We start from the raw sequence: 22,398 nt of genomic DNA, 5'->3' as shown, positions 1-22,398 counted from the left end.
AACAAACGGGCGCAGCTTAAAAATAAAACGCTAGTATTGCATCTATCTAAAAAGACACCTCGAAATAATATATGATTTTGTTAAGAAAACTTCATTTAGTCGCTAAAGATCTAATAATAAAAATATTGGATTACATCCATAAAATTTTCTTTCATTTTATACCGATCAAAACATTTAGGTATGCAAGTTGTGGTGGTGGAGTGGTTGCCCTAAACATCTTAATTTATTTCATATCGTATAATTTTATTTTTAGAAAGAAAATTATACGATTTACTGAAACATTAGCGGTAACTCCGCATATTGCTGCTTTTATAGTGGCTTTCCTGATTACCTTTCCCTTAGGATTTTATTTGAATATGTATGTTGTCTTTAGTCAACAAGCAAATCGTAAAAGGAGGATACATCTGTTCAGATATTTTCTCGTTGTATTGCTATGTATTGTCTTAAATTATATCTGTATCAAATTCTTTGTTGAAAAACTTCATTTCTATCCGACTCCTTCCGCGTTACTTACGACGGTAGTAGTTTCTGTTTTCAGCTATGTATTGCAACAGGTTTTTTCATTTAGAAAAAAAATATAGTCAATTAAATATCAGGTTAGCATTATTAAAAAGCATTGCCAAGATGAGAGATAAAATACATCCGATTTTTGTTGCTTAATATGAACGGGTCGAACAATATGATAGTAGAAAAGACAATGGTATTAAACAAAAAGGTTCGCGTTTGTGGTGTTAAACTTCTTCTTTTGCTTACACTCTTTAGCTGTTCCACAAAGAAGAATTATAACGACTGGGTTGATATAGACCAAAACAACTGCAGCAGCTATAGCCAACGCGGTAAAGGTTATACAGATGATAAGATATCGCCTTTAATAAAAGGCAAAGTGAGCATGTGCCATAATCATAAAAATGTTGCTTCTGCTAGCGTTTTTTTTTTAGTTCAGAAAGTGATACGATCGGTACAGCCGTAACCGATAAAAATGGAGAATTTTCACTAAGGGTCCCATCCGAGGGATTGCTCCATGGAAAAATTATTGTAGATACTTTTGGAACAGGGATGACTATCGAACATGTTTACATTGCGCCGAATTTTAAAACCTATAACTTAGACATAAAATTACCAAGGCAGCCCATGTATATTAATGAAATAGGTTCAAAAAAGGAGCAGAAAAAGTTGAGGAAAGAAGTTGAAAAAGCGAATAGAAAACATAAATAGGTGTTGTAATTTGATCTGGGCAATTAAAATTTTAGTCTTTTTAATGACGATTTGTTTCTCATCCTGTTCTGTCATTAGACCCAAAACAGAAAACAATAACGTATCGGGCGGGTACGAAGCTTCTAGCTATTTAGACGAGAACGATTCGCAAGACTCGGTAACGATTTCAGGCATTATCACTGAAGCTAAGACAAAAGGAAAGGTAATCAATGCCGAGATAAGATTTTTAGATTCTGAAGGAAATACACTTAAAAAAATATCTTCTGATAACAACGGGTCTTTTCATACAAAACTGGTAAAACTCTCAAAATTTGGAAGTATCGAAATTGATGGAAATAGTGCTGGTTTTCTTACGATAGCAAACATAGACTTTGGTATTTTTGTCAATAACACCAAGGTAAAAGCGAGACTATTTAAGTACGATTATTCTGCAACGGAGCAAGAATTTTCCAAGAAAGAAGATCGAGATCAGCTAAAGCGGGAGATAAAAGAAATGAAAAAACAAAAGAGGTAATTTCTAGTATTTACCGCCAAGAATATAAATTATTTCAATCTTAATATCATTGTATCTATTCTAGGTTTCATTTGCACAGTATTAATAATCCTTAGCTCCAGTGATGTATCAGACAATAAATAAGATACTAGTGAATCGTACCTCTTGTAATTTTCAAGGATATCCTCTTTGTTGTTTTTAAATTTCCTAACTTGAATATAATCAAGCATTGTAGCATTTGATGGGACATGATACACCCTCAATTTATAATCCTGCTCAGGAACATCAAACTCTACTAGACGTTTTACCTCACTGTCAAATAGTGAGAATGTTGTCGTTTTATAAATGACGAAAGCAGCTATAACAAGTATAATTGCCCATAGAACAAAACCTAACCTATTTCTTCTTTTCATAATACCTGCCCCATGCTTTAATCTACCGTTGACCTCTTGGATAATCTCCATAAAAAACAACTAAGTTTGTTTGAACAACTACGCCGCCATAACCATCCTTTATTACTCTTCTTATGTGATACTAAGATAAAAAATGGAGATGGAAATTATAATTAATGAGCTATCTATTTTGCCATTCCACACCCTGTTTTGTAAATTCAAAAACCAATTTACGCGGAAAGTGCATTGACGAATTTTGACAGTAAATTCCTTTACCGAATTTGACTACAAAAGTACAAGTGATCGGTGACGTATTTTAAAAAGGAACCATGTTTAATTGAAAATCTGTAGTTTTCCAATCATTAAACGCAACCAACAAATCGCTATTTACTTGCAATGGAATACTTACAATTAATTTTTCCATAATTTTTATTGTTTAAAGAATGAATTGGTTCCTCTCTCTTCTAGTGGACGGAAAAGAATCAAAATATTGTAACGATCAGATTAAAGTTAAGTTTAAAAAACACCTCTACAGACTATCAATGAGTAAGTGACGGCAAACTCAGTGTGAATAAGGCGAATCCATTAGGGAACAGCTGTTCAACCAGTCAACCGTAACTCGTCACCAAGATCTCGGCAATCGTCAGCAGGATCGAAAGGAGATAATTGCCTATAAAGGAAGTGTGATCGTGATCCTGACAGTAAAATCTTCCTCATCAGGCTTTTTGTCAATTGTGAGTGAAGCGGATTCTGCCGACTCATCACTACTGAGCATACGTAATCGTTCTTGTACTCCTTTTAAACCAAATGAGGTACTTTTGAAATTGCTATTTCCAGTTTTATAAAATTGATCAAAACCAACACCATTATCCAGAATTTCAATCCTAATTTCCTTTTCTTTTAAAGCTGTCCGGATCAATATCTTGCCTTTTTTGTCATGGAGATTCCTCATACCATGGTGTACGGCATTTTCGACAATTGGCTGAATCAGCATCGACGGAATCTTTTTATTGCTTTTGATTAAGCGCTCATCCGATTGAATACTATAGGTAAATATATGATCGAAACGTTCTTGCTCAAGATCCAAATACAGCTTGACCAATTGCAGCTCCGAAGCGACGGTCACCTTGGAGAATTGAGAATTCTCAAGTACGATACGGCTCAAAGTGGCGAATTTCTGAATCAGCTTGCTGGCCTGGACGGCATCATTTTCGACTACATAGGCCTCAATAGAATTCAAAATATTGAAAATAAAATGTGGATTCATCTGCGAACGAATAGCTTTCAGCTCACTCTCATATAATTGTTGCCGGAAGTCAGAAGCCAATTTTTTTTCCTTTTCCATTTCCAGGATCTCGCTCTGTTCCCTGATCTTGCATTCATTTTGTTTCAGCTCATGCTGTAAGGTCAGGCTAAATTCCTGTTGCATCCGATTAATTTTCCACTGGTGCGCGAGTCGATAGATCAAAATCAGTACTACTGCAAGAAAAACAAAAGATACCAGACCGATTTTAAACCATAAACCTTGATACCACAACAGTTTTACAGACACAGGGATATCCAGTTGTACTTTCGACCAATTTCCATCCTGGTCCCCCACCCGAAGAAGAAAACGGTAATCTCCGCCTGCAATATTACTGTAAACAGCCTGTTGAATTGCGTCTGAATCAATCCATTCCCGATCAACCCCTTCTAGTTTATAGCTAAAACGTAAGGTCTTGTCGACAAGCTGACCGGGTACAGCAAACTGAAAAGAAAAGGTATTTTCATCAGGCTGGAGCGCAATCTTTCCATTTACAAGCCGATAGGTATTATCGCGGTTGAGTATCCTGAACGCGCTTATAATGGGCGCTAGATTTTCGGCTTTATTTCCAATTTCAGCCATCGGCCCTTTGATCAGACCTTTATCAGTCATCCAAACCAATACATCCGAATCAAAATAAAAACTATGGGTCGAAAATCGTTCGGGCGGGAATATGCCTTTCCCTGCTCCCAATTGTACAAACGTTTTGGACGTTGGGTCAAAAATCATTACTCCATCTCGGGTGTTCATCCAGATTCGTCCTTTCATATCATTTTTTAGAGTATGGGCATAAAACAAGGGGAAACGATTACGGTCATTAGCCTGCAGGAAACGTGTTTTCCCTGGCTGTTCAACAATCATCCCTATACCCTGTTGGCTACTGCTGTACCAAAAGCGGCGATCGCTATCCAAAAGAAAGGAAAACACGGTATTGGCAGCAAGACTTTCTCCAGACTGCCGCTGATGCTTGAAATTAATAAACTTCATATTCATCTTATCCACTACTTTAACTGCACCGAAGCCATCCATACCCAGCCAGAGAGAGCCAAAACTATCCTTTCCTAACGTGATTACTTTATGATCAATAAGACCATTCTCTTTATTGTACAGGACAACCCTATTCGTAGAAAGATCATATTGATATAGTCCCGAGTTCCAGGAGCCGATCCAAAGGATATCTCTGCCATTGACTGAATCCCAAATCACACTATTGCAGTCGGCTCGTTCGAGACCAAAAGAGTTTCCTACAATCTTTAACGTCCTAAGCTCTTTACGCACCGTATCAAAAACATAAATCCCGCTGTCTACGGTGGAGATATAGATATAAATCCCTATAGCTGTAAGTTGGCTAACCTTAAGGTTATTTAGGGAGGAAGCTGATAAACGTAACTGAAAATCTGGAGATAATTCACCAATCTGAGCCTTAGAGACATACCACTTCTTGTCACCTACTTTTAAGATATGCTGAATAGGATCCGTTTTAGTGGGTATGAGGTCTTTAATTAAATTTAACTTTTTCGAATAATAAAATAGCCCATGATCTGAACAGATAAAATATCCTCCCTGTATGGATACAATACGGTTAATTTTAACAACAGATCCCTCTGGAACAGCCCTGTTCCACGGTATCTCGACAATCTGCTTATTATATAGGTCATAACTGTACAGCTTGCCCCCACTATGGGCTGCCAATATCTTATTCTCTTCTGAGAAAAAGGAGACATCAGCGATATTGTTATCATAGTGTGCAACATTAGAACCAATACCAAGAATATTTCGCTGTTCAATCCGCTTTTTTTGAGGCAATAACCGTATCAGATCATGATTATAATAGGCGGCAAAAACCTGCTCTCCTGCCCTACAGATTCCCGTGACCGCATTTTCACCCTTGTTTGACAGATCATAATGAACTATCTTCCCAGAATTGGGTTCGTAAGAAAATAGGCCATGATAGCGCGTACCTATCCACAGCATCCCATGCTGATCTTCTTGGATGCGGAAAATAGTTACATAGGCTGCCGGTGTTAGTTTTACCGCTGATATGCGTCCGGATACCGGATCCAGAATCTGCAAGTCTGTTTCTTGCCCACCAAAAAACACCTTACCTCCTGACTCATGAACCGCATAAAGTTCATGTTTCTCAACATCTCCGCCAGCCGCTTTGGCACTGTAGCTAGTCCAGGCCTCATGCTGGGGTTTGGACCGATCATAGCATACTAAGCCCCTATTATAGCTCGCGACCCAGATCTTATTATTACTGCCTATGCTGAGATTTCCCAGATCATACGAAAAATCTGAATGTTGTGTAAAACTTAAAGGGAAAAAGGTATTCCCATCGAAATAGCACAGGCCCTTTCCCGTTGTAATCCATACCAATCCTTTTTCATCGACAGCGGCATCCCTGATTTTGTCACTAGGGAGCCCCTCCCGACTGGTAAAATGAAGAAAGTTATAAATCCGTTCTTGTGCCAGCCCCTGCGATAATGTAGCCATCACAACGACAAATAGCCGAATAAATAACTTAATGTTAGCCATAACTATATGTTAAGTACGGGATAACAATTCCATGAGCAGGCTTTTTTTGGTTGGGGAGACTTCTAGCTCTGATCCGTCCACAAGCTGTAAAGTGCCCCCTTCCCCTTTCTTATAGCGAATTACACAACTAAGATTGACGATCGTGCTCCGGTTGATCCGCAAAAAACAATCAGCATCCAGCAATCCTTCAAACTCTTTCAATGTCCTGGAGACAATGATCTTGTTACCTGCAGAGAAATAGAACACCGAGTAGTTACTCATCGCTTCGATTTTGACGATTTCATCTTTCCTTACAAAATAAATACCTTCTGCAGTAGACAGGGCCAACCGTGATGCAGAACTACTCCCCACATGAATACCCTGTTTCTGGTGCTGTTTTTTCCGTTCAATCCGTTTGGATAATTTTTCAATTGCAGCCGTTAGTTCATCAGGATCCACTGGTTTGAGTAGATAATCCAACGCATCCGCGCGCACGGCTTCAATGGCATATACATTATAGGCGGTGACAAAAATAACCTCAAAATCGATATGGCCGAGATTCTCCAAAAACTTAAATCCATCCATCAGTGGCATTTCGACATCAAGAAAAACAATATCAGCTCCAATAGATGAAAGTTCCTCCAAGGCAACAAAGGGATCGTTAAATATCCGTTCGACAGAAAGCCTATCAGAAAAAGCGCTGAGCTTATGCTGGAGAAGGGTAGCGCCTTTCAGCTCATCGTCAATAATGACTGCCTTGATCATAATTTATTTCGTTTACATTGACACCTTCGAAAACAATCAAATAGTTATCTTAAATATACGATATATTCAGCATGCTATTGCACCTTCGCTCCATTCCCGACATCTATGTTAAAAAGATAGCGAGTAGTTTACCCTTTCCGATCAGCACTTTTTCAGTTTAGCATTTCTATTTCGATTTTAATGCCGCCTCAACCTGATTTGCATCGTTTAGGTCCACGCCTTTACGTTTCAGGCTCGCCATGGTTCCTCCTGGAATAATTACATAACGGTACACAATTTGACCAGGTAATGCCACGAGACTACCACCATCGTAAACAAACCGATAGACAATAATCCGATTCTCTTTCGGATGATGGGAAATTGTACTCATTCTCCCTCCAGCTCTTGACGTATACGGCAGCGGGTAAATTCCGCCTCCATAATCCAGATAAACAATCACGGTTCCACTACTCAGTATTGTGGGGGAAAGCCCCTGAGCAGCAAGATGGCCAATTCTGACCGTCGTACCATCTATAGTAGAATCTTTAGTCACTGTAGCACTTTGCCAACCACTGTAAAGCACATTAGCAGTACCAGTAGCTCCTCTCAGGTTAACCCCTGTGCCCCATCCTGATGCAGTCTTAGGTCCAAAAAATTGATAGCTATCCACCTTAAAATAGAAGTCTCCTACGGCACCCACCGACACCGCTGGAATTTGGGTACCGCTCAGGATTTTGGATCCCGCCGCTCCATTGGCACCTGCCGCTCCCTTAAAAGAAGTAGCCTTGCCCCATCCGGCATCCGTTTTGGGACCATATATTTCGGAAGTCGTTTTCCGGATATAATAATCTCCAGCTTTCCCAAGCGTAGCGACAGGAACCACATCCCCGGAGAAAATTGTCGCTCCGTCATCACCTTTTACCCCCTGAATTCCTCTGGCGCCCTGCTCGCCTTTTTCACCAACGGATCCCTGCGGCCCAGTGTCACCCTTTTTGCAAGAGAAAAAGATAACCAGTCCTAGACTGACCATCAACATGCTTTTTAAAACTTTCATTTGAATAATTAGTTTTTAAACTTTATCCAAATATATTGTTGGCTCTGTTGCAAAAAATCAGTAATGAGCGAAACAGGAGCTTCATTGAGTGAATAAGCCTAAATAGCTAGTAAAGAAACGTCCGCTTTTTAATCCCATTTTTATTTTTCATCATAGCATGTCAAAGCAATGATCAAAAACAGGTACCAGACAAAATCCAAAAACAAGCATTTGACTATGCAGTTGTTGATGATGAATATGCTGAAATTTTGGATGCTATAATTGCCTATAACTCCATTTCAAATGACGTGGCTAAAACTAATAAACCAATGGCCTATATTCACAAATGGTTCATCAAGGACTCGCTTTATAATGCCTACGACAAAGGCTTTATGCCCGACGGCCTGAGTATCCAAAAATTACTGGGCTTAGTAGGCCATAGCCGGCAAGACTCTACAGGCTATCTCAATCAGGTCAAAGGAAGGGACACTGTATTTATTCCACTACAAATCAAAAAGAAATATAACGTTGCATACCATAAAAAAACAGAAACGACAGAGCAATTTCTGTCAAGATATACATTTCACTTGCCTATCATGTCGCATGATCACAAAAAAGCATTTGTATCGTTAGACTACGTATGCGGAGCACTTTGCGGTCAGGGTTATGATTTTATCCTGGAAAAAATTAATGGAAAGTGGAAGGTGATAAAACGCGACTATACATGGATAACTTAAAAAGATAGTGTTCATTGAGTTTCTCTTCTATTTTGTCCACCAAAAGAAATTGTTTTTCTTTTTATTATATTTACCCAATTGACCTATTCCTTTAAGCAATAATCATATTATATTGTTCTGGTTTATGGCAGATCATCCGATATACTAGGTTGTCAAAAATATTCCCTTTCATAAAACTTCTGTTGAATCGATAGGTATATTCATTAATATATTCCTGTAGATCTCCAACGTGATGGTACATTCCTCTCAACCAGCTTTTAAAGGTCATGATAACCCTGTGTAGTTCTGGGAAGTTCTCACCTTTCTTACCAGATTTGACACGCTCCATATTTTCGAAATCTTTCAATATCGGCTTATAACCTGTCCATTTGTCGGTGGTCACCTTAGCCTGTGGCTCTATGTTTTGCTTCATGAAGCTACCTAAGTTGATCGCATCGGCTTTGTCTATCACCTTGGCGTAAAAGCGCGAAACTCCGTTGCCTTTCTTTTCTATAGCAACCACCACAAGCTTCTTCTTTCCTTTTTTACGTCCTTTGGAATTTTCATCCTGACCGCCAACAAATGTTTCGTCAACTTCCACAACTCCACGCAAAGGAAATTTACCGCTGCTCTCCATCGCTTTCATCACTTTGCGTTTGAATAACCATGCTACTTTTTGCTTGATCCCTAACTTCCTGCCAAGCTCGGTACTGGCAATACCCTTTTTGTTTGTACTTATGAAGTATACTGCGTAAAAGGCTTTAACTAAAGGAAACTTAACCTTATGGAATAGGGTGCCCGCTGTAGGAGATTCCAAATAACGGCAGCGATTGCACTGACGGTCATGCTCTTTTATTCCCTTGCAAAAACTCCCGTAACCACATTTCTTACATTTGTAACCATCTTGCCATTTCAAAGCCGATAAATAAGCTAAACAATCAGCATCACTGCTAAATTGCGACTGAAAATCGAACAAACTCAACTCTTTTTCTTTATTGCCTACCATACCTAAATTTAATCACCTAAAGATAAGAAAACTAAATTATTTAGCAAAAGGATAGGTCAATTACCCAAAAAGCCTCGCAACCTTGGCTAGGTTTCGGTCGGGTTATAGTACAAAATCCAATAGACACAAAATGGCACTCGAATTAATACCTGTAATAGAAATTGGATATCACAATCAGGACATTCCAACACCAGACAAATATCCTTATTGGGAATATCCTATATTATGGGATAAATATAATGCTGAAAGCCACAAAAAAACAGGTTTCAAAGACGATTTAAATCCATATTTAGCCGGATCATCATTTTACAGACTTTCTGAAATCACAGACAGCAATTTAACGAAACTTGTAATTGACCATACACAAGAAATGAGGGCAGGAACATACGAACGAGAACAAGCAAGTGCATTTTTTGGAGGTTATGTTCTTCGCATCGACCAGCAGGACAAATATTTTCCACAATGTTGTGGTGATCTTTCAGATATCCATTATTGGGAAAAACTTACAAATGGAAAAGATGGCTTTTATGCAGGACATCCGCAACCAAAAGTAAAAGTGGACACGAACATAATTACGCTTGATTTTACTGTAGAAGAGTTTGACGAACACTTTGCCCCCACACCAAAAGATGTATTAGTGTCATTTGAAATCTCATCTTTAAAGTCAGCAATCGAAGTTGTAAAACAGGAACTCGAAAATTTTGAAGTAAGACTGGAGAAGATAAATCGGGACAACAATTTAAATATTGAAAGAATCTGCGAACTGTTGATATGGGATGATGTAAACTATGAATAAAGAAAGCCGAATGGCTAAATTACCGCCAATTCTAGCACGACCGAAATAAGTCTTTCCTGAAATAACTTTATAAAGGATTAAAAATAGGCTGACTATTGAGCCTATCAGAATAAAGATGCTATATATAAGTAGTATCGAGGGGATACTGAATGGTCGATGGTTTTTTATTACTATTTTTTTTAGTACATTTACCCTTACAAAAAAGTGAAATAAAAACTGTAATGGCCAATTATTACGTCTGGCTTTCTTGAGCTGACGGGAAAGAACTTATTAAATCTAAATGCATGAATAAAAACAGAAAATTACTCGTCAAGAATTCAAGTATTGCTGTATTCACTCAAAATGAAATTGACTACATTAATCTGACTGATATGACCGCATCTTTTCGCGAGGGAAGTGGCCTAATTGGAAAATGGATTACCAATAAAAATACATTAGAGTATCTGAGCGTTTGGGAGAAGATAAATAATTCCGATTTTAATTACCCCGAATTCGGGGTAATTGAACAGGAAGCGGGGACAAATAGATTCATTATGTCTGTGGGCCAATGGATTGAACGAACGAAGGCTGTAGGGATGATAGTAAAAGCTGGAAGATATGGAGGGACATTTGCTCATAAAGATATTGCTTTCCATTTTGCGATGTGGCTAAGTCCAGAATTCCAAATTTACTTAGTGAATGAATTTCAGCGTCTAAAAGATGAGGAAAATAATCGTTTGAAATTAAACTGGGACTTACAGAGGACACTAGCAAAAGTAAATTATCACATTCATACCGATGCAATAAAGGAAAATCTCATTCCAGCAGAAATTACAAAACAGCAAGTGAGTTTCGTTTATGCAAATGAAGCCGATCTGCTCAATGTTGCACTATTTGGAATGACCGCTAAGGAATGGAGAGATGCAAATCCTGATAAGAAAGGCAATATCCGAGACTACGCGATTATAGAACAGTTGGTCGTGCTAAGCAACATGGAAAGTATAAACGCGTTATTAATTCAACAAGGAGTACCACAAAATGAACGGCTTATGCAACTGAATAAAGTAGCGGTGACACAAATGAAGTCGCTCGTAGAAAATAAGGCTGTTAGAAAATTAAAATAGAAAGGTGTCTTATTTATCCATTCCTCTAACTGGAAATATGAGGAGTTTTAAACAAATCTTATCATCAATGCGTTAGAGATGCAAATCTATTTCTTATCCTATGCAAAGTCGACCGAAGAACAAATCTGTTAAATTTGTAAGACTGCAAATGATCAAAATCTAGATAGAATAGATAAATATTCCTAATATGAAATCAATATTTGAGAAAAACATAAGAGAAGCGGTCATCGAAAGAATTAATTTATTACACGAGGACAGCAATGCGCTTTGGGGAAAAATGACAGTAACGCAAATGGTCAGGCATTGTATATTATGTGAACAATATTACCAAGGATCCATAAAGGTTAAGCGTTCAATTTTAGGGCGAATGTTTGGTCAAAATGCGATAAAGGAGATATTGAAAGATGAAACAACAAGTTTTGGCAAAAACGCACCCACATCTGCTGTATTTATCGTAAATAAAGACATACACGATTTAGAAATGGAGAAACGAAATTGGAAATTATTAATCGAGAAATATGAAACATTTGAAAAAGACACATTTGTACATTGGTTCTTTGGTAGAATGTCCAGAGCCCAATTAGGTCAGTTCATATACAAACATTGCAACCACCATTTAAAGCAGTTTGGAGCGTAATCCAAAAAGCCACGAAACCCCTACTTGGGTCAGGCGTTATAACGCGTTCATTCTTGGACAGGTATCTGAAAATGGAATAAAGCTAATTTCATATCAGGTTTCCGAACAATATAAGCTGATGAAGTATTTTATGAATAATCACGAACGAATGCTATCCGAATTGGGGTTTGATTTTTAAATCAAACTGTTTGCATTGCCCGAAGCACATTTAACCACACGTCCGAAACTCTACTGTTAAAATGTCCTGTTTTGAGGGGAGAGGTCAACTGGCAAAACTCACAAAATTTGGAAGTATAGAAATAGACGGAAATAGTGCTGATTTTTTCACGATAGCAAACTTTGACTTTGGTATTTTTGTCAATAACACCAAGATAAAAGCTAGACTATTCAAGTATGATTATTCCGCGACAGAGTTAGAATTTTCAAAGTAACTAATCATTAAGAATTGTCTCTACTTTAGCACCAATTATTTTTAGCATCCTTTCAAATCCCACATCTGTCGGATGAGTACCGTCCACGGTTCCTTCCGAATCATCGCCTATTAAATGATCGGTTGGCAAGTAGTACAAGTCTTTATATCCGGCCTGCAGCAGTTTTTCATATTGAAACCTAAAATTCTTATTCTGCTCAGTCAATCTTGATTTCCACTTCAAATTGTAATTGCTTATCTGCCGTGTAATACTTTCAATTAACAATATAGGTACATCCGGATGAGATTTACGAAGACGCGCTACAAAATTAAAGGTTCTTTCTTTCACCTCATCGGGACTACTATTTGGTACACAATCCAAAATGAACAAATCAACAGTACCGATATCACCGAGCATATCTGCGACAGCCGGCTCCATACGGGCATTTCCGCTCACTCCCATATTAATCACATTAGCATTTAATCTACGGCCTAATTGAGCCGGATAAGCTAAGCCTGGACGGCTTGCTGAGGCTCCATGGACAATACTAGACCCATAAACCACCACCGTTTTATTAAAAGATTGTCTAGTGGCTAAAAAGGAAGCTTTCTCATCAATAATCACCTCAAAATCCAATAATTCTTTGTACAAAGGAAAATAAAGAAGAAATTCTTTCTCGGTGTTGGCCATATCTTCGACCACTATAGCATTACTTTCTGCATTCTTGAGATCGGGACGGGCCACCCCGGCAAAGCGCCAGCCGTTAGCTTCTTTCACATATGCATCAAATCCCCGTGACATAATCGGAGTCGAATTATTACCCAATTCCGCATCGACTGTTTTCCATCTCAGGGATAGTTTACCGGTATTACTCTTAAAAGTGACAAACATTCCAGTAGCGTGTGTATACAATTTCTTTACGGCAGCAGGAAGGCTTTTATACTTTAATGTGTCTACACGGTGATATCTAGGGGTATTTTCAAAAGGCTTTCCTTGAATCTCAAATTTAGATGCAGGAATAACTTGTTGCGCATAGCTAGAAAATGAACTACAAATAAGGATGATAAAGAGAAGCGTACTGATCTTTTTTTTCATTGCACTTTAAATTAATGATAAACAAAAGTCGTAATAAAATTCGCCCCCTATGGGGACGAATTTTATTATTTACTGAGCTTAAGCTCTATAAATGTTGGGTAATGATCAGAAATATAATGTGTATATTCATTTTTGACAATACCGCTTTTGGTAACCCGTGAGGCTGCTACTGAATTGGCCCAAATAAAATCAATACGTTTAGGATGACCGGTATTCTTTTGTTTGATATTCCCATTACCATCCTTAAAAGTCGGAACAGAACTTTCAAACTCCTTATGTAACAAACGATAGGTATCTTTAAATCCTGCTTCATGCAGTTTCCCCAATACAGAATAATCGATCACTCCATTGTGCAAGTTACGGATGTGATCATGTTTTTGCTCACTTTGCTTCATAGCGTTCAAAACTTCCTTTCCATATTTGTCCTTATCCGATATATCCAGAGAATTAAAATCACCCATGATCAGTATAGGCTCGTTACTCGGAATCTCATTGACTTGCGCCAAGATATCGGTCACTTCCTTCAATCGCTTCTCATAACTGAATGGCGAAAAATGAATGACAAAAAAGTGTATGCCTTTTATTTTCGCATAGATGTAACTATGCCACATATTTTCAGTGACCTTCTTAAAATTGACCAAAGGATACTTGGAGGTAATGGCTACAGGAAATCCATCTTCCTTAGATTGTAAAACATAGTCGTGACCGATACGCTGTCCCAATTGTTCCAGTGTCTTTTGCGTATATCCATTCATTTCTTCAAGGGCAATCACATCCGGTTTCCAGTCCTCTGCAAAGTTTACAAACCGATCGATATTGACCGAATCCTTCTTTAATCCATAAAGCACATTATACGATACAATCTTTAATGTTTCCTGTGCATATGCAATACACGCATTCGCAGCCACAATGATGGCAATAACAAATAAGTTTTTATAATGTTTCATTTTCTTTTTCTTTAAGTACCTGATTTATCCCAACCTTTATTCTGTTCGAGCTTGGTATTTAACTGAAGCTCTTGTGTCGGAATTGGATAGTAGTAATCTTTTTCCTCAGTCCATTTTTTTAGAATGTCCGGCAAATTGACAATACGGCCACCATTTTTTCCATTTTCCAAAACCAGTTCACCCAGTTTCTGATATTGGACACCAGGTTTTTTGGTAGGCGCAGTGCCTTCGTAAATCACCAGGTCCAATTTTCCATCTTGATCCAAATCGTATTCGCCTGCTCCAGGAAAATACATTCCATAAAATGGTTTGGCAACTTTCGCTCCTTCTTTCCAGCGTAACAGGTCATTATAGCGTAGCCCTTCTTTTACAAGCTCGATACGGCGCTCTCGGCGAATTTCCAAGATTGCCCCTGTTTGGCCACTCTTACTAACATTGGGATAAGCAGCCAAAAGATAGGGATCAGCTTTGGAATTGGCATCGGCCAACACCAAATTGGGCATATTGACACGATCCCGAAGTAATTTAATGGATCTGTCAATATCATTCTGATTGATTGTACCCAATTCGGCCTTTGCTTCGGCATAGTTAAGTAATACTTCTGCATAACGGATAATGGGCATATCATTGGTGCTTTGCCCAGCATCAAAGCCCGGTGCAAGAATATACTTAATATATTGATAACCTGTTACTGATGTTGCAAAATCAGGAACTGATGTTGTATTCGCGCCAATACGCTTGTAGCCAGGTGTGCGAACCGTCTGGGATAGCCGCGGATCGCGATTCTGCGTTTCTTCGTAAAACGATAGTTTATCAAAGTTAGGCTTGTCGGTAAATCGGCTTCCATCTTTCATCAAGTAATTATTCACAAGCTCTTTAACCATACCCGGACGGCCGTACGAAGCGGACAAAATATAGAAATTCGCAGAATGGACAAAAGGAACAGATGCGCTATACTGCCGCGCCAAGATCATTTCTGCAGGATTGGCATCTTCTGCAATGAACAGCTCCTGATAGGCTTTATTTGGGTCACTTTTGTAGATACTGTAGGTATTGGACTTCATTAACTCGTCGGCGGCAGACACACTTTGCTGAAGCATGTCTTCCCAATCGCCCAAGCCATGGTATTTGCGAAATGTACCCTCAAATAAACACATGCGGGATTTAAAAGCCAAAGCGGTCCATTTGCTGATCAATTGAGCGCTTTTGGCTGTACTGCAATTGGCGATAGCAAAATCAAGATCTTCAAGTAATTTAGCAAAAACAACTTTACGTGAATCTCTAGGTTTGAACATCGCAGGATCATCCAGCTGATTTACTTTGTCATACCATGGTACGTCACCAAAGCGAACGATCTTGTCGTAATAAAAATATGCACGAAAAAATCGAGCAATACCATCATACTGCAACCGTGCTGCCTCATCTGCACATTTGTGCGAATTTTCAAGATAGAAATTTATACGGCGAAGGGATGTCCATGTCCACCCTCCTCCACTTGCTGGAGTAGTACGGGTGCCCTGAAACTCAGAAGCGAGCGTATTACGTGCTTCGTCATCGCCCTGACCCGGTGTATTGTAATGTATGGCCAGCGCATCAGGAAGATCTGCATAAAAAGCATTGGTAAAGGTCTGCAACTCGGAAGCGGTCCGAAAATAGTTTTCAGGGGCCAGCTCTGCTATGGGATATCGTTCCAGATAGTCGTTGTTGCATGAGCTAACCACAAGTCCAACAATAAGTGTAAAAATATTAAGATTTCTTTTCATGATGTTTTCATTTTAAATAATCGTCATGTATAAATTAAAACGATAACTGAGCTCCAAAAGAATAGACGCGGCCTACAGGATAACTCCGCCCCGTATTATCGCTCATTACTTGTTCGGGATCGATGTAATCGGTCTTCAACTTCGTCCAGGTATGTAGGTTTTCTCCACTGAAGAACACACGTAGCTTATTGATCTTTGCCTTTTGAGTAAGTGTGACTGGAAATGTATAACCTACAGTCAGATTACGCAGCTTTAGGTAGGCTATATCTTGCATATACATATCGTTGGCGACAGAGAGTTCAGAGTTTTGCGCTGTATAGCCGCGTAAAAAAGGGAAATAAGCATCAGGATTTTCTGGCGACCATATCTTATCCTGAAAATTAGACGGAATAAATGAATCGTATGGTCTGGCATAAACGGACCAAAAAGCTTGTGCTTCAAGATTAGGATACCAGTTTTGCTTCCCTACTCCCTGAAAAAAGACGGAAAGATCAATGCCATTCCAATTCGCTCCTAGGTTTAACCCATAGGAATAACGCGGTTGATCATTTCCGATAATGGTACGATCACCAGGATTGGAAAGCGTATTATCGCCAGCATCAATGATACCATCGCCATTGAGATCCAAGATTTTGATATCTCCTGCCTGAAGCATACGCAAGTCTGCTGTGGGAGCCTGAACACGACGCCTATTGATCTGATCTTGATTGACGATTTTCGCATACTCCTGTGCTTCTTCGGTTGTCTTGAAAAATCCGTCGTAATGATACCCCCATATTTCGCCCAATTTTTGTCCTGTATAATAATTGCTCAATAGCCCAGCATCGTTGGCAAACTTGGTAATTTCAGCCTGATAATCTGACAGCATTGCCCTAACGGAATAATTAAAAGGTTTTCCGCTTACATCAAAATGGTCCTTCCATAAAAGTGAAAGCTCAAAACCTTTGGTCTTGAGGTCGGCTGCATTCTCCTTGGGTTCCGATGCACCAAATACAGCCGGCTGGGTTTTGCCTTTACTCAGCATACCCTTTGTCTGCCGGACATAAAAATCAGATTGAAAATCGAGCTTGTTATTAAGTAAACTAAAATCAAGGCCAATGTTGCTGGTGGTAATTTTTTCCCAAGTCAATGTGGGCGCTACCGGCGCGGGACTATTGGCAACATTTAACTTTTGACCATTGACTAAATAGGAGATCTGACCTGTACCCATGGATGAAATATAAGCATAGGTATCCACCTCCTGGTTACCAAGTGAGCCGTACGAATACCTAATCTTCAGGTTATTGATCTTGTTTTTCAGTGGAGCGAAGAACTTCTCCTCGCTGATGCGCCAGCCTGTAGAAAAGGATGGAAAGAATCCAAAACGACTGTGCTTTGGAAAACGTGAGGTACCATCGTATCGACCACTTACCTCTAGCAAGTATTTGCCTTTGTAATCGTAATTGGCACGATAGAACCCTCCACGTACTGCCCACTCATCGCCACCTGCCTCAAACTGCTTCTCCCCGATCACCAAATCAAGATCATTTAAATTCTCAGACAATAGATCCTGACCAATTCCTCCAATACGCTTATAAAAACGGTCTTCTTGATTAAAACCGCCCATCACAGTAAGGTGGTGATCGCCAAAATCTTTTTGGTAAGTAGCAAAAACATTGATAAAATGCCAAGCATATTTACCCATATTTTCCCGAAGCTTATCCTGATTTAAAGCTCCGAGTGAAGACAATTCGAGCTGTCCCGGATATTTCGAATAATACTGTTTGGTCTGTCGGTAGGAATAATCAGAACGATATTCACGATAGGAATAGTTTCCAGTTAGGGATAGGCCTTTTCCTAATTTCAAAACCGCTTCTGTCATATTGGTAAATTCTGTACCCCGCGTGTAGCCACGCATTGTACCGCTTTCGAGCGCATTATGTAGGCCGTATCCAATAGGATAACTATTGATACCCGAATACCCCGTAAGTGTGCCATCCGGATTTCGCGGCACGTACATCGCATGATAATGGTAGGTCGGACTATTGCTCACGTTGTTGGCAACGGTGCTGAAATTATTTTCCAATCCGGCCCAATCATAGCTGGATTTGAAAAAATGTGTGCTATTGCTGATGGTCAGCCAGCTTCGGATATCTGACGCGATATTTGCACGTAGATTATAACGTCCAAATTTATCGGGATCAATATTGAATATTCCTTGTTCACTCGCCTTGGAACCAGATATCGCATAACGTGTATTGCCAGAAGATCCAGAAAAAGAAAGATTATGCTCGTTTTTTGGCCTTGTTTTTTTGTACAAATAATTGAACCAATCGAAGTTGGCATAGTAACGATATATGTCATTGCCACTAGCATCTTTCTTAACCACAACCCAGGGTCTGTCCGGATTTTCAGTCTTATCGTTAACACGTGCAAGTAATTCTTCATAATCCTCATCGGTATAACGCGTGGTCCGATACCCTAATGCGTTGTACATAGCGTCATCGTTGATCTTCGCATTCCAATAACCACTCGTTATGAAATCAGTATTTGTGGCATGGGTAGTGAAACCAATATTATTATTATATTCAATGGAGGTCTTTCCATTTTTACCCCCTTTTTTGGTTGTGACCAAAACAACACCGAAGGCACCACGCGCTCCATAAACAGCCGCTGCGGAAGCATCTTTAAGCACCGTTACGGACTCTACATCATTGGGATTAATACGATCCAAGGTACCTAGAATACCATCAATCAAAATCAATGGACCACCACCGTTAATGGATGTATTTCCCCTCACATTTACTGAACCACTTGTACCGGGTTTTCCTGATCCAAAGACAATGTTGAGATTGGGAATATTGCCCTGAAGTGCTTGGGTAAGCTGTGTGACAGGACGATCTTCAAACTCCTTACCCGATATTTGGCTAACCGCCCCGGTTAGGTTAACTTTTTTCTGTTCACCGTAACCGACTACAACGACCTCATCCATTGCAGTAATAGCGACATCTAAGCTAACTTGAATTTCATTTTGTCCATCTACATTGACCTCCTTGGACTGATAGCCTAACATTGAACATACAAGCTGATCATTATTTGTTTTAAGGCGGATCTCAAACCTACCATTGTCGTCAGTAGTTGTTCTATTATCCGTTCCTTTCTCCGTTATAATAACATTGCTAATTGGATTGCCCTTTGAATCTACCACTTTTCCCCCTACGCGACGCTGTTGAAGGACAAGAGTATTATTGAGACCTGCAACATATCGATTCCACGGGATTCCCGCTGCTGTAGAAGCTGGCTTGCTTAATACGACATTATTGTCCATAATCTTATAGACGATCTGATAGTTTGCAAGCACATCCTTCAATGCATATTCGAAAGGTACATTTTTGTAATCGACATCGATACGCTTGGCATTGCTTATCAGAGTAGCTTTATACAGAATATTGTAACCGCTCTGTTCTTCTAAAACCTTTAATATGGTTTCGAGTTTAGCATTTTTCTTTTGGAAATTGACTCCTTGCCCAAATGTAATTGCACTCAACTGGAGGTTAGAGGCCAGCAACAAGGGAATCGCTAATGACATTTTCATAGCAAATTCTTTTTTGGCAGAGATCCTACTTTTAGGCAAAGGATCTCCATACCGTTTTTTTTTGTACTTTTGCATACGGTTGTAATGGTTTTTAAGTCTATTAAATCTTTTTCAGCCTGGTCTTTTCGAAGACAAATTCAGGGGCGGTCGTAACGCTCCTGAACTCTTCTTTATGGGTTATCTTTTCACATAAATTTTCCTCCCTTTCAATTCAAAATGAATATCTCCGACTAGTTCGATCGTACGGAGTAGTTTGTCGATATTATCATATCTTGACACTGTGCCCGAGAAAGCAAAGTTTTCGGGATGATAATCAAAGTGGACTTCCACGTCATACCATCTACTGATAATTTCCATGACTTCGTCAATAGGTGTATTGTAAAAAGCAAATTTTCCTTCTTTCCAGGCAATGAAATAACGCGGGTCAACAGCTGTCTTTAGAAACTTTTTGCTCGTAAATTGAAACACGGCTTGCTCAGCAGGACTTAAATAGAGGTTGTCCTGTGGGCTATCTTGAACATTTAATTTCACCTTGCCTTCCACCAAAGTTGTCACGATCGATTTGCCGTAATTTTGAAGGTTAAATGCTGTCCCTAAAACTTCCAATTTCTGATTACCTGCATGAACAATAAAGGGCACCCGTCTTCCTTGATAGACCTGTTTAGCAACCTCAAAATAAGCTTCACCCTGCAATTGTACTTTCCTTTCATCACCGTTAAAACTAATTGGATAACGTAGTGTAGTGGCGGCATTCAGCCAAATTTTTGTGCCATCTGCCAATAGCAGCTTATATTCTCCACCTCGTGGCGTAACGATTGTATTATACGCTGTCTGCTGATTGCTAGTCCCGGAGCTTTTCAGACGATAGGATATAATACCTTTGTCGGATTTGATAATTTCAAACGCACCATTATCTATGATCGTATCCAATTTCAATTTTTCGAGATCTATACGCTCGCCACTTTCTAAAATTATTTCGGCTTTTTGGGATCCGGGAACTACCGCAGGTAGATTGTTGACCATTGCACGGTCATCCAGTCTATTTTCTTGTATAAAGAAGAAGATCGAAGCAGATATACCAACTAGCAACAATATAGCTGCGATACTAACATAATGTAGAATGTGAATTGATGATTTCTTTATAATTGGACTGGAAACAACTTGGTCTTTTATTCTTTCATCTTCAATGATTGTCTTAAAAAGATTATCGTGCGCAATTTGATTGTCTGGAGACTGCTCTATCTCTCCCTCGTCCATAAGCTGTTGCCACGCATTCAAAAAATCCGGATCATTGAGATAATTGGCAAAATTTTGCTTTGCACGCTCGTCTAATGTTTTTGCCAAAAATTGGCTGATAATAATCTTATATGCTTCTACTTTGGACATCCTTATCTGTTGTACTCTATAATATTATTCGTACAACTAGGATCAATGAACTAGTCAAAAGATATTTTTTATTAAAAAAAGGATTAAAAGTAAGCTATCAAGTTTCAAACGTACAAACTGGCATGCTGCTACAAGATGGTTGCGTACGGTATTTTTGGAAATACCAATTTCTTCGGAAATTTCTGCATAACTCATTTCCTCTATTTTGCTCTTATGAAATACAAGTTTTTGCTGTGGCGGTAAGCAGGATACAATCGTCTTGAGTACTTTATCTAAATCTTTATGAGCGATTGTCCGCTCTAATTCATCACTTAGTTCATCCCATTCTGCCAATTGTGATACTTGATATTTTTGTCTAGACAACTCTTTTCGAAACAAAGTGATGGCCGCTCGCTTTGCTACTAAAAATAAAAATGGAAAGATAGCTTCCGCAGAGGGGATTGAATTCCGTTTTAGAAAAAGTTGCACAAAAATCTCTTGCATAACCTCCTCCACGTCTAATTCGGAAGAACATACACGACGTACCTTGTGATACATCAAAGGCCTATAAAAATCAAAAATCTTTTTAAAAACCTTCTCGTCTCCCAATTTAAAGCGATTAAACTCATCAAGACTCAATGGAACTGCATTTAAATCCATGGTTATATTTTCCCTAGGTTACACTTGGTCTAAGCAACAAAACTTATATTAAATCTATATAAATGCAAGGTTATTTCAAAATGAAATATGAGTATCCCAAAATTTCAGTCAGTTTTCAGCAGGGCTACTACCCAACAAACCGATCTATAGGCCATTCTTCCAAAAAAGTTTATTCACAACCGACACTATATATCTGGGCAATGTAATACCAAGATTACAAATAGAGATGGAAATCATCGTTAATGAGCTCTATATTTTGCCATGTTAGATTCTTTTCTGTAAATTCAAAAACCAGTAAAGTCATATGGATCATTTAGAACCTATACCATTATGGACATTGGTAGCTAACATCAAACAGGAAATTAGCTATGGTCAAGGAAAACTGCAAACCCGTTATGGCACGAAACAGTTTAGCCCGGGCACCAAGGTGTATATTATCGATTGGTATGCCGGGATGTGCGAAGCTATCACCGTAATAGGCTTGTCCAGAGATACGAAAAAATTAATTACCATCGTTATACGGGCCGAATGGATCGAAAACTTCCGAGTCAAGTTATGCTACAATCCTAAAGTATGCTCAAAAATAAAGACCTACTTTGATAAGGAAGAAACTGGAATGCAACGGTATACAG

18 protein-coding genes are annotated in these 22,398 nt (G+C 39.0%); 7 read left to right on the top strand and 11 right to left on the bottom strand.

Annotated elements, in window-relative coordinates; genetic code table 11:
• Positions 1-71: 71 nt before the first annotated feature.
• Together B4N43_RS23265 and B4N43_RS23260 are read left to right on the top strand one after the other, a co-directional pair.
• Positions 72-581: a GtrA family protein gene (locus B4N43_RS23265; protein WP_286736535.1), complete on the top strand. Its 510-nt coding sequence runs from the start codon at positions 72-74 to the stop codon at positions 579-581.
• Positions 582-1,258: 677 nt separating this feature from the next.
• Positions 1,259-1,729, top strand: a complete 471-nt coding sequence (locus B4N43_RS23260) for a hypothetical protein (protein WP_286736533.1) — start codon at positions 1,259-1,261, stop codon at positions 1,727-1,729.
• 29 nt (positions 1,730-1,758) lie between these two features.
• On the opposite strand, the gene B4N43_RS23255 is transcribed toward B4N43_RS23260, so the two are convergent.
• The 4 genes from B4N43_RS23255 to B4N43_RS23240 all read right to left on the bottom strand — a co-directional run bounded on the left by B4N43_RS23255 (position 1,759) and on the right by B4N43_RS23240 (position 7,715).
• The gene (locus tag B4N43_RS23255) at positions 1,759-2,172 is read right to left on the bottom strand and encodes a hypothetical protein (RefSeq protein WP_286736531.1); all 414 of its coding nucleotides are present in this window, start codon (positions 2,170-2,172) and stop codon (positions 1,759-1,761) included.
• A gap of 598 nt (positions 2,173-2,770) precedes the next feature.
• The gene (locus B4N43_RS23250; RefSeq protein WP_286736527.1) at positions 2,771-5,938 is read right to left on the bottom strand and encodes a sensor histidine kinase; all 3,168 of its coding nucleotides are present in this window, start codon (positions 5,936-5,938) and stop codon (positions 2,771-2,773) included.
• Between the two features lie 9 nt (positions 5,939-5,947).
• Positions 5,948-6,682: a LytR/AlgR family response regulator transcription factor gene (locus B4N43_RS23245; RefSeq protein ID WP_286736525.1), complete on the bottom strand. Its 735-nt coding sequence runs from the start codon at positions 6,680-6,682 to the stop codon at positions 5,948-5,950.
• A 166-nt stretch (positions 6,683-6,848) separates the two neighbouring features.
• Entirely contained in the window at positions 6,849-7,715 is an 867-nt protein-coding gene (locus B4N43_RS23240; RefSeq protein ID WP_286736523.1) for a hypothetical protein, read from the bottom strand.
• Between the two features lie 308 nt (positions 7,716-8,023).
• Between B4N43_RS23240 and B4N43_RS23235 the strand changes: the two genes are divergently transcribed.
• Positions 8,024-8,431 (top strand): hypothetical protein, encoded by a 408-nt coding sequence (locus B4N43_RS23235; RefSeq protein WP_286736522.1) that lies wholly within the window; start codon positions 8,024-8,026, stop codon positions 8,429-8,431.
• Positions 8,432-8,522: 91 nt separating this feature from the next.
• Here B4N43_RS23235 and B4N43_RS23230 read toward each other — a convergent pair whose 3' ends face one another.
• Positions 8,523-9,416, bottom strand: a complete 894-nt coding sequence (locus B4N43_RS23230; RefSeq protein ID WP_286736520.1) for an IS1595 family transposase — start codon at positions 9,414-9,416, stop codon at positions 8,523-8,525.
• A 130-nt stretch (positions 9,417-9,546) separates the two neighbouring features.
• On the opposite strand from B4N43_RS23230, the gene B4N43_RS23225 reads away from it, so the two are divergent.
• From B4N43_RS23225 to B4N43_RS23215, 3 genes are all read left to right on the top strand, one after another.
• Positions 9,547-10,212 carry a hypothetical protein gene (locus B4N43_RS23225; protein WP_286736518.1) on the top strand — a complete coding sequence of 222 codons (666 nt, stop codon included), beginning with the start codon at positions 9,547-9,549 and terminating at the stop codon, positions 10,210-10,212.
• 284 nt (positions 10,213-10,496) lie between these two features.
• Positions 10,497-11,315: a KilA-N domain-containing protein gene (locus B4N43_RS23220; protein WP_286736515.1), complete on the top strand. Its 819-nt coding sequence runs from the start codon at positions 10,497-10,499 to the stop codon at positions 11,313-11,315.
• A 187-nt stretch (positions 11,316-11,502) separates the two neighbouring features.
• On the top strand, positions 11,503-11,952 hold the full coding sequence (locus tag B4N43_RS23215; RefSeq protein ID WP_286736513.1) for a DUF1569 domain-containing protein: 450 nt from the start codon (positions 11,503-11,505) through the stop codon (positions 11,950-11,952).
• Between the two features lie 431 nt (positions 11,953-12,383).
• Here the strand turns inward: B4N43_RS23215 and B4N43_RS23210 are convergent, their stop codons facing one another.
• From B4N43_RS23210 to B4N43_RS23185, 6 genes are all read right to left on the bottom strand, one after another.
• Positions 12,384-13,457, bottom strand: coding sequence for an SGNH/GDSL hydrolase family protein (locus B4N43_RS23210; protein ID WP_286736512.1), 1,074 nt, complete (start codon positions 13,455-13,457; stop codon positions 12,384-12,386).
• A gap of 65 nt (positions 13,458-13,522) precedes the next feature.
• The gene (locus B4N43_RS23205) at positions 13,523-14,404 is read right to left on the bottom strand and encodes an endonuclease/exonuclease/phosphatase family protein (protein WP_286736509.1); all 882 of its coding nucleotides are present in this window, start codon (positions 14,402-14,404) and stop codon (positions 13,523-13,525) included.
• Positions 14,405-14,415: 11 nt separating this feature from the next.
• The gene (locus tag B4N43_RS23200; protein ID WP_286736507.1) at positions 14,416-16,167 is read right to left on the bottom strand and encodes a RagB/SusD family nutrient uptake outer membrane protein; all 1,752 of its coding nucleotides are present in this window, start codon (positions 16,165-16,167) and stop codon (positions 14,416-14,418) included.
• Positions 16,168-16,201: 34 nt separating this feature from the next.
• Positions 16,202-19,741: a TonB-dependent receptor gene (locus tag B4N43_RS23195; protein ID WP_286736504.1), complete on the bottom strand. Its 3,540-nt coding sequence runs from the start codon at positions 19,739-19,741 to the stop codon at positions 16,202-16,204.
• A 177-nt stretch (positions 19,742-19,918) separates the two neighbouring features.
• A complete protein-coding gene (locus B4N43_RS23190) occupies positions 19,919-21,127 on the bottom strand; it encodes a FecR family protein (protein WP_286736502.1) in 1,209 nt (402 codons plus the stop codon).
• Positions 21,128-21,181: 54 nt separating this feature from the next.
• A complete protein-coding gene (locus B4N43_RS23185; RefSeq protein WP_286736500.1) occupies positions 21,182-21,766 on the bottom strand; it encodes an RNA polymerase sigma factor in 585 nt (194 codons plus the stop codon).
• 304 nt (positions 21,767-22,070) lie between these two features.
• Between B4N43_RS23185 and B4N43_RS23180 the strand changes: the two genes are divergently transcribed.
• The coding region (locus B4N43_RS23180) for a hypothetical protein (RefSeq protein ID WP_286736498.1) at positions 22,071-22,398 on the top strand (328 nt) is incomplete at its 3' end.

Origin of the sequence: Sphingobacterium sp. UBA1897, assembly GCF_002337775.1 — a bacterium.
GTDB lineage: Bacteria > Bacteroidota > Bacteroidia > Sphingobacteriales > Sphingobacteriaceae > Sphingobacterium > Sphingobacterium siyangense.
Note: the sequence above shows the minus strand (reverse complement) of the source record. Positions and strands in the feature narration are given on the sequence as shown.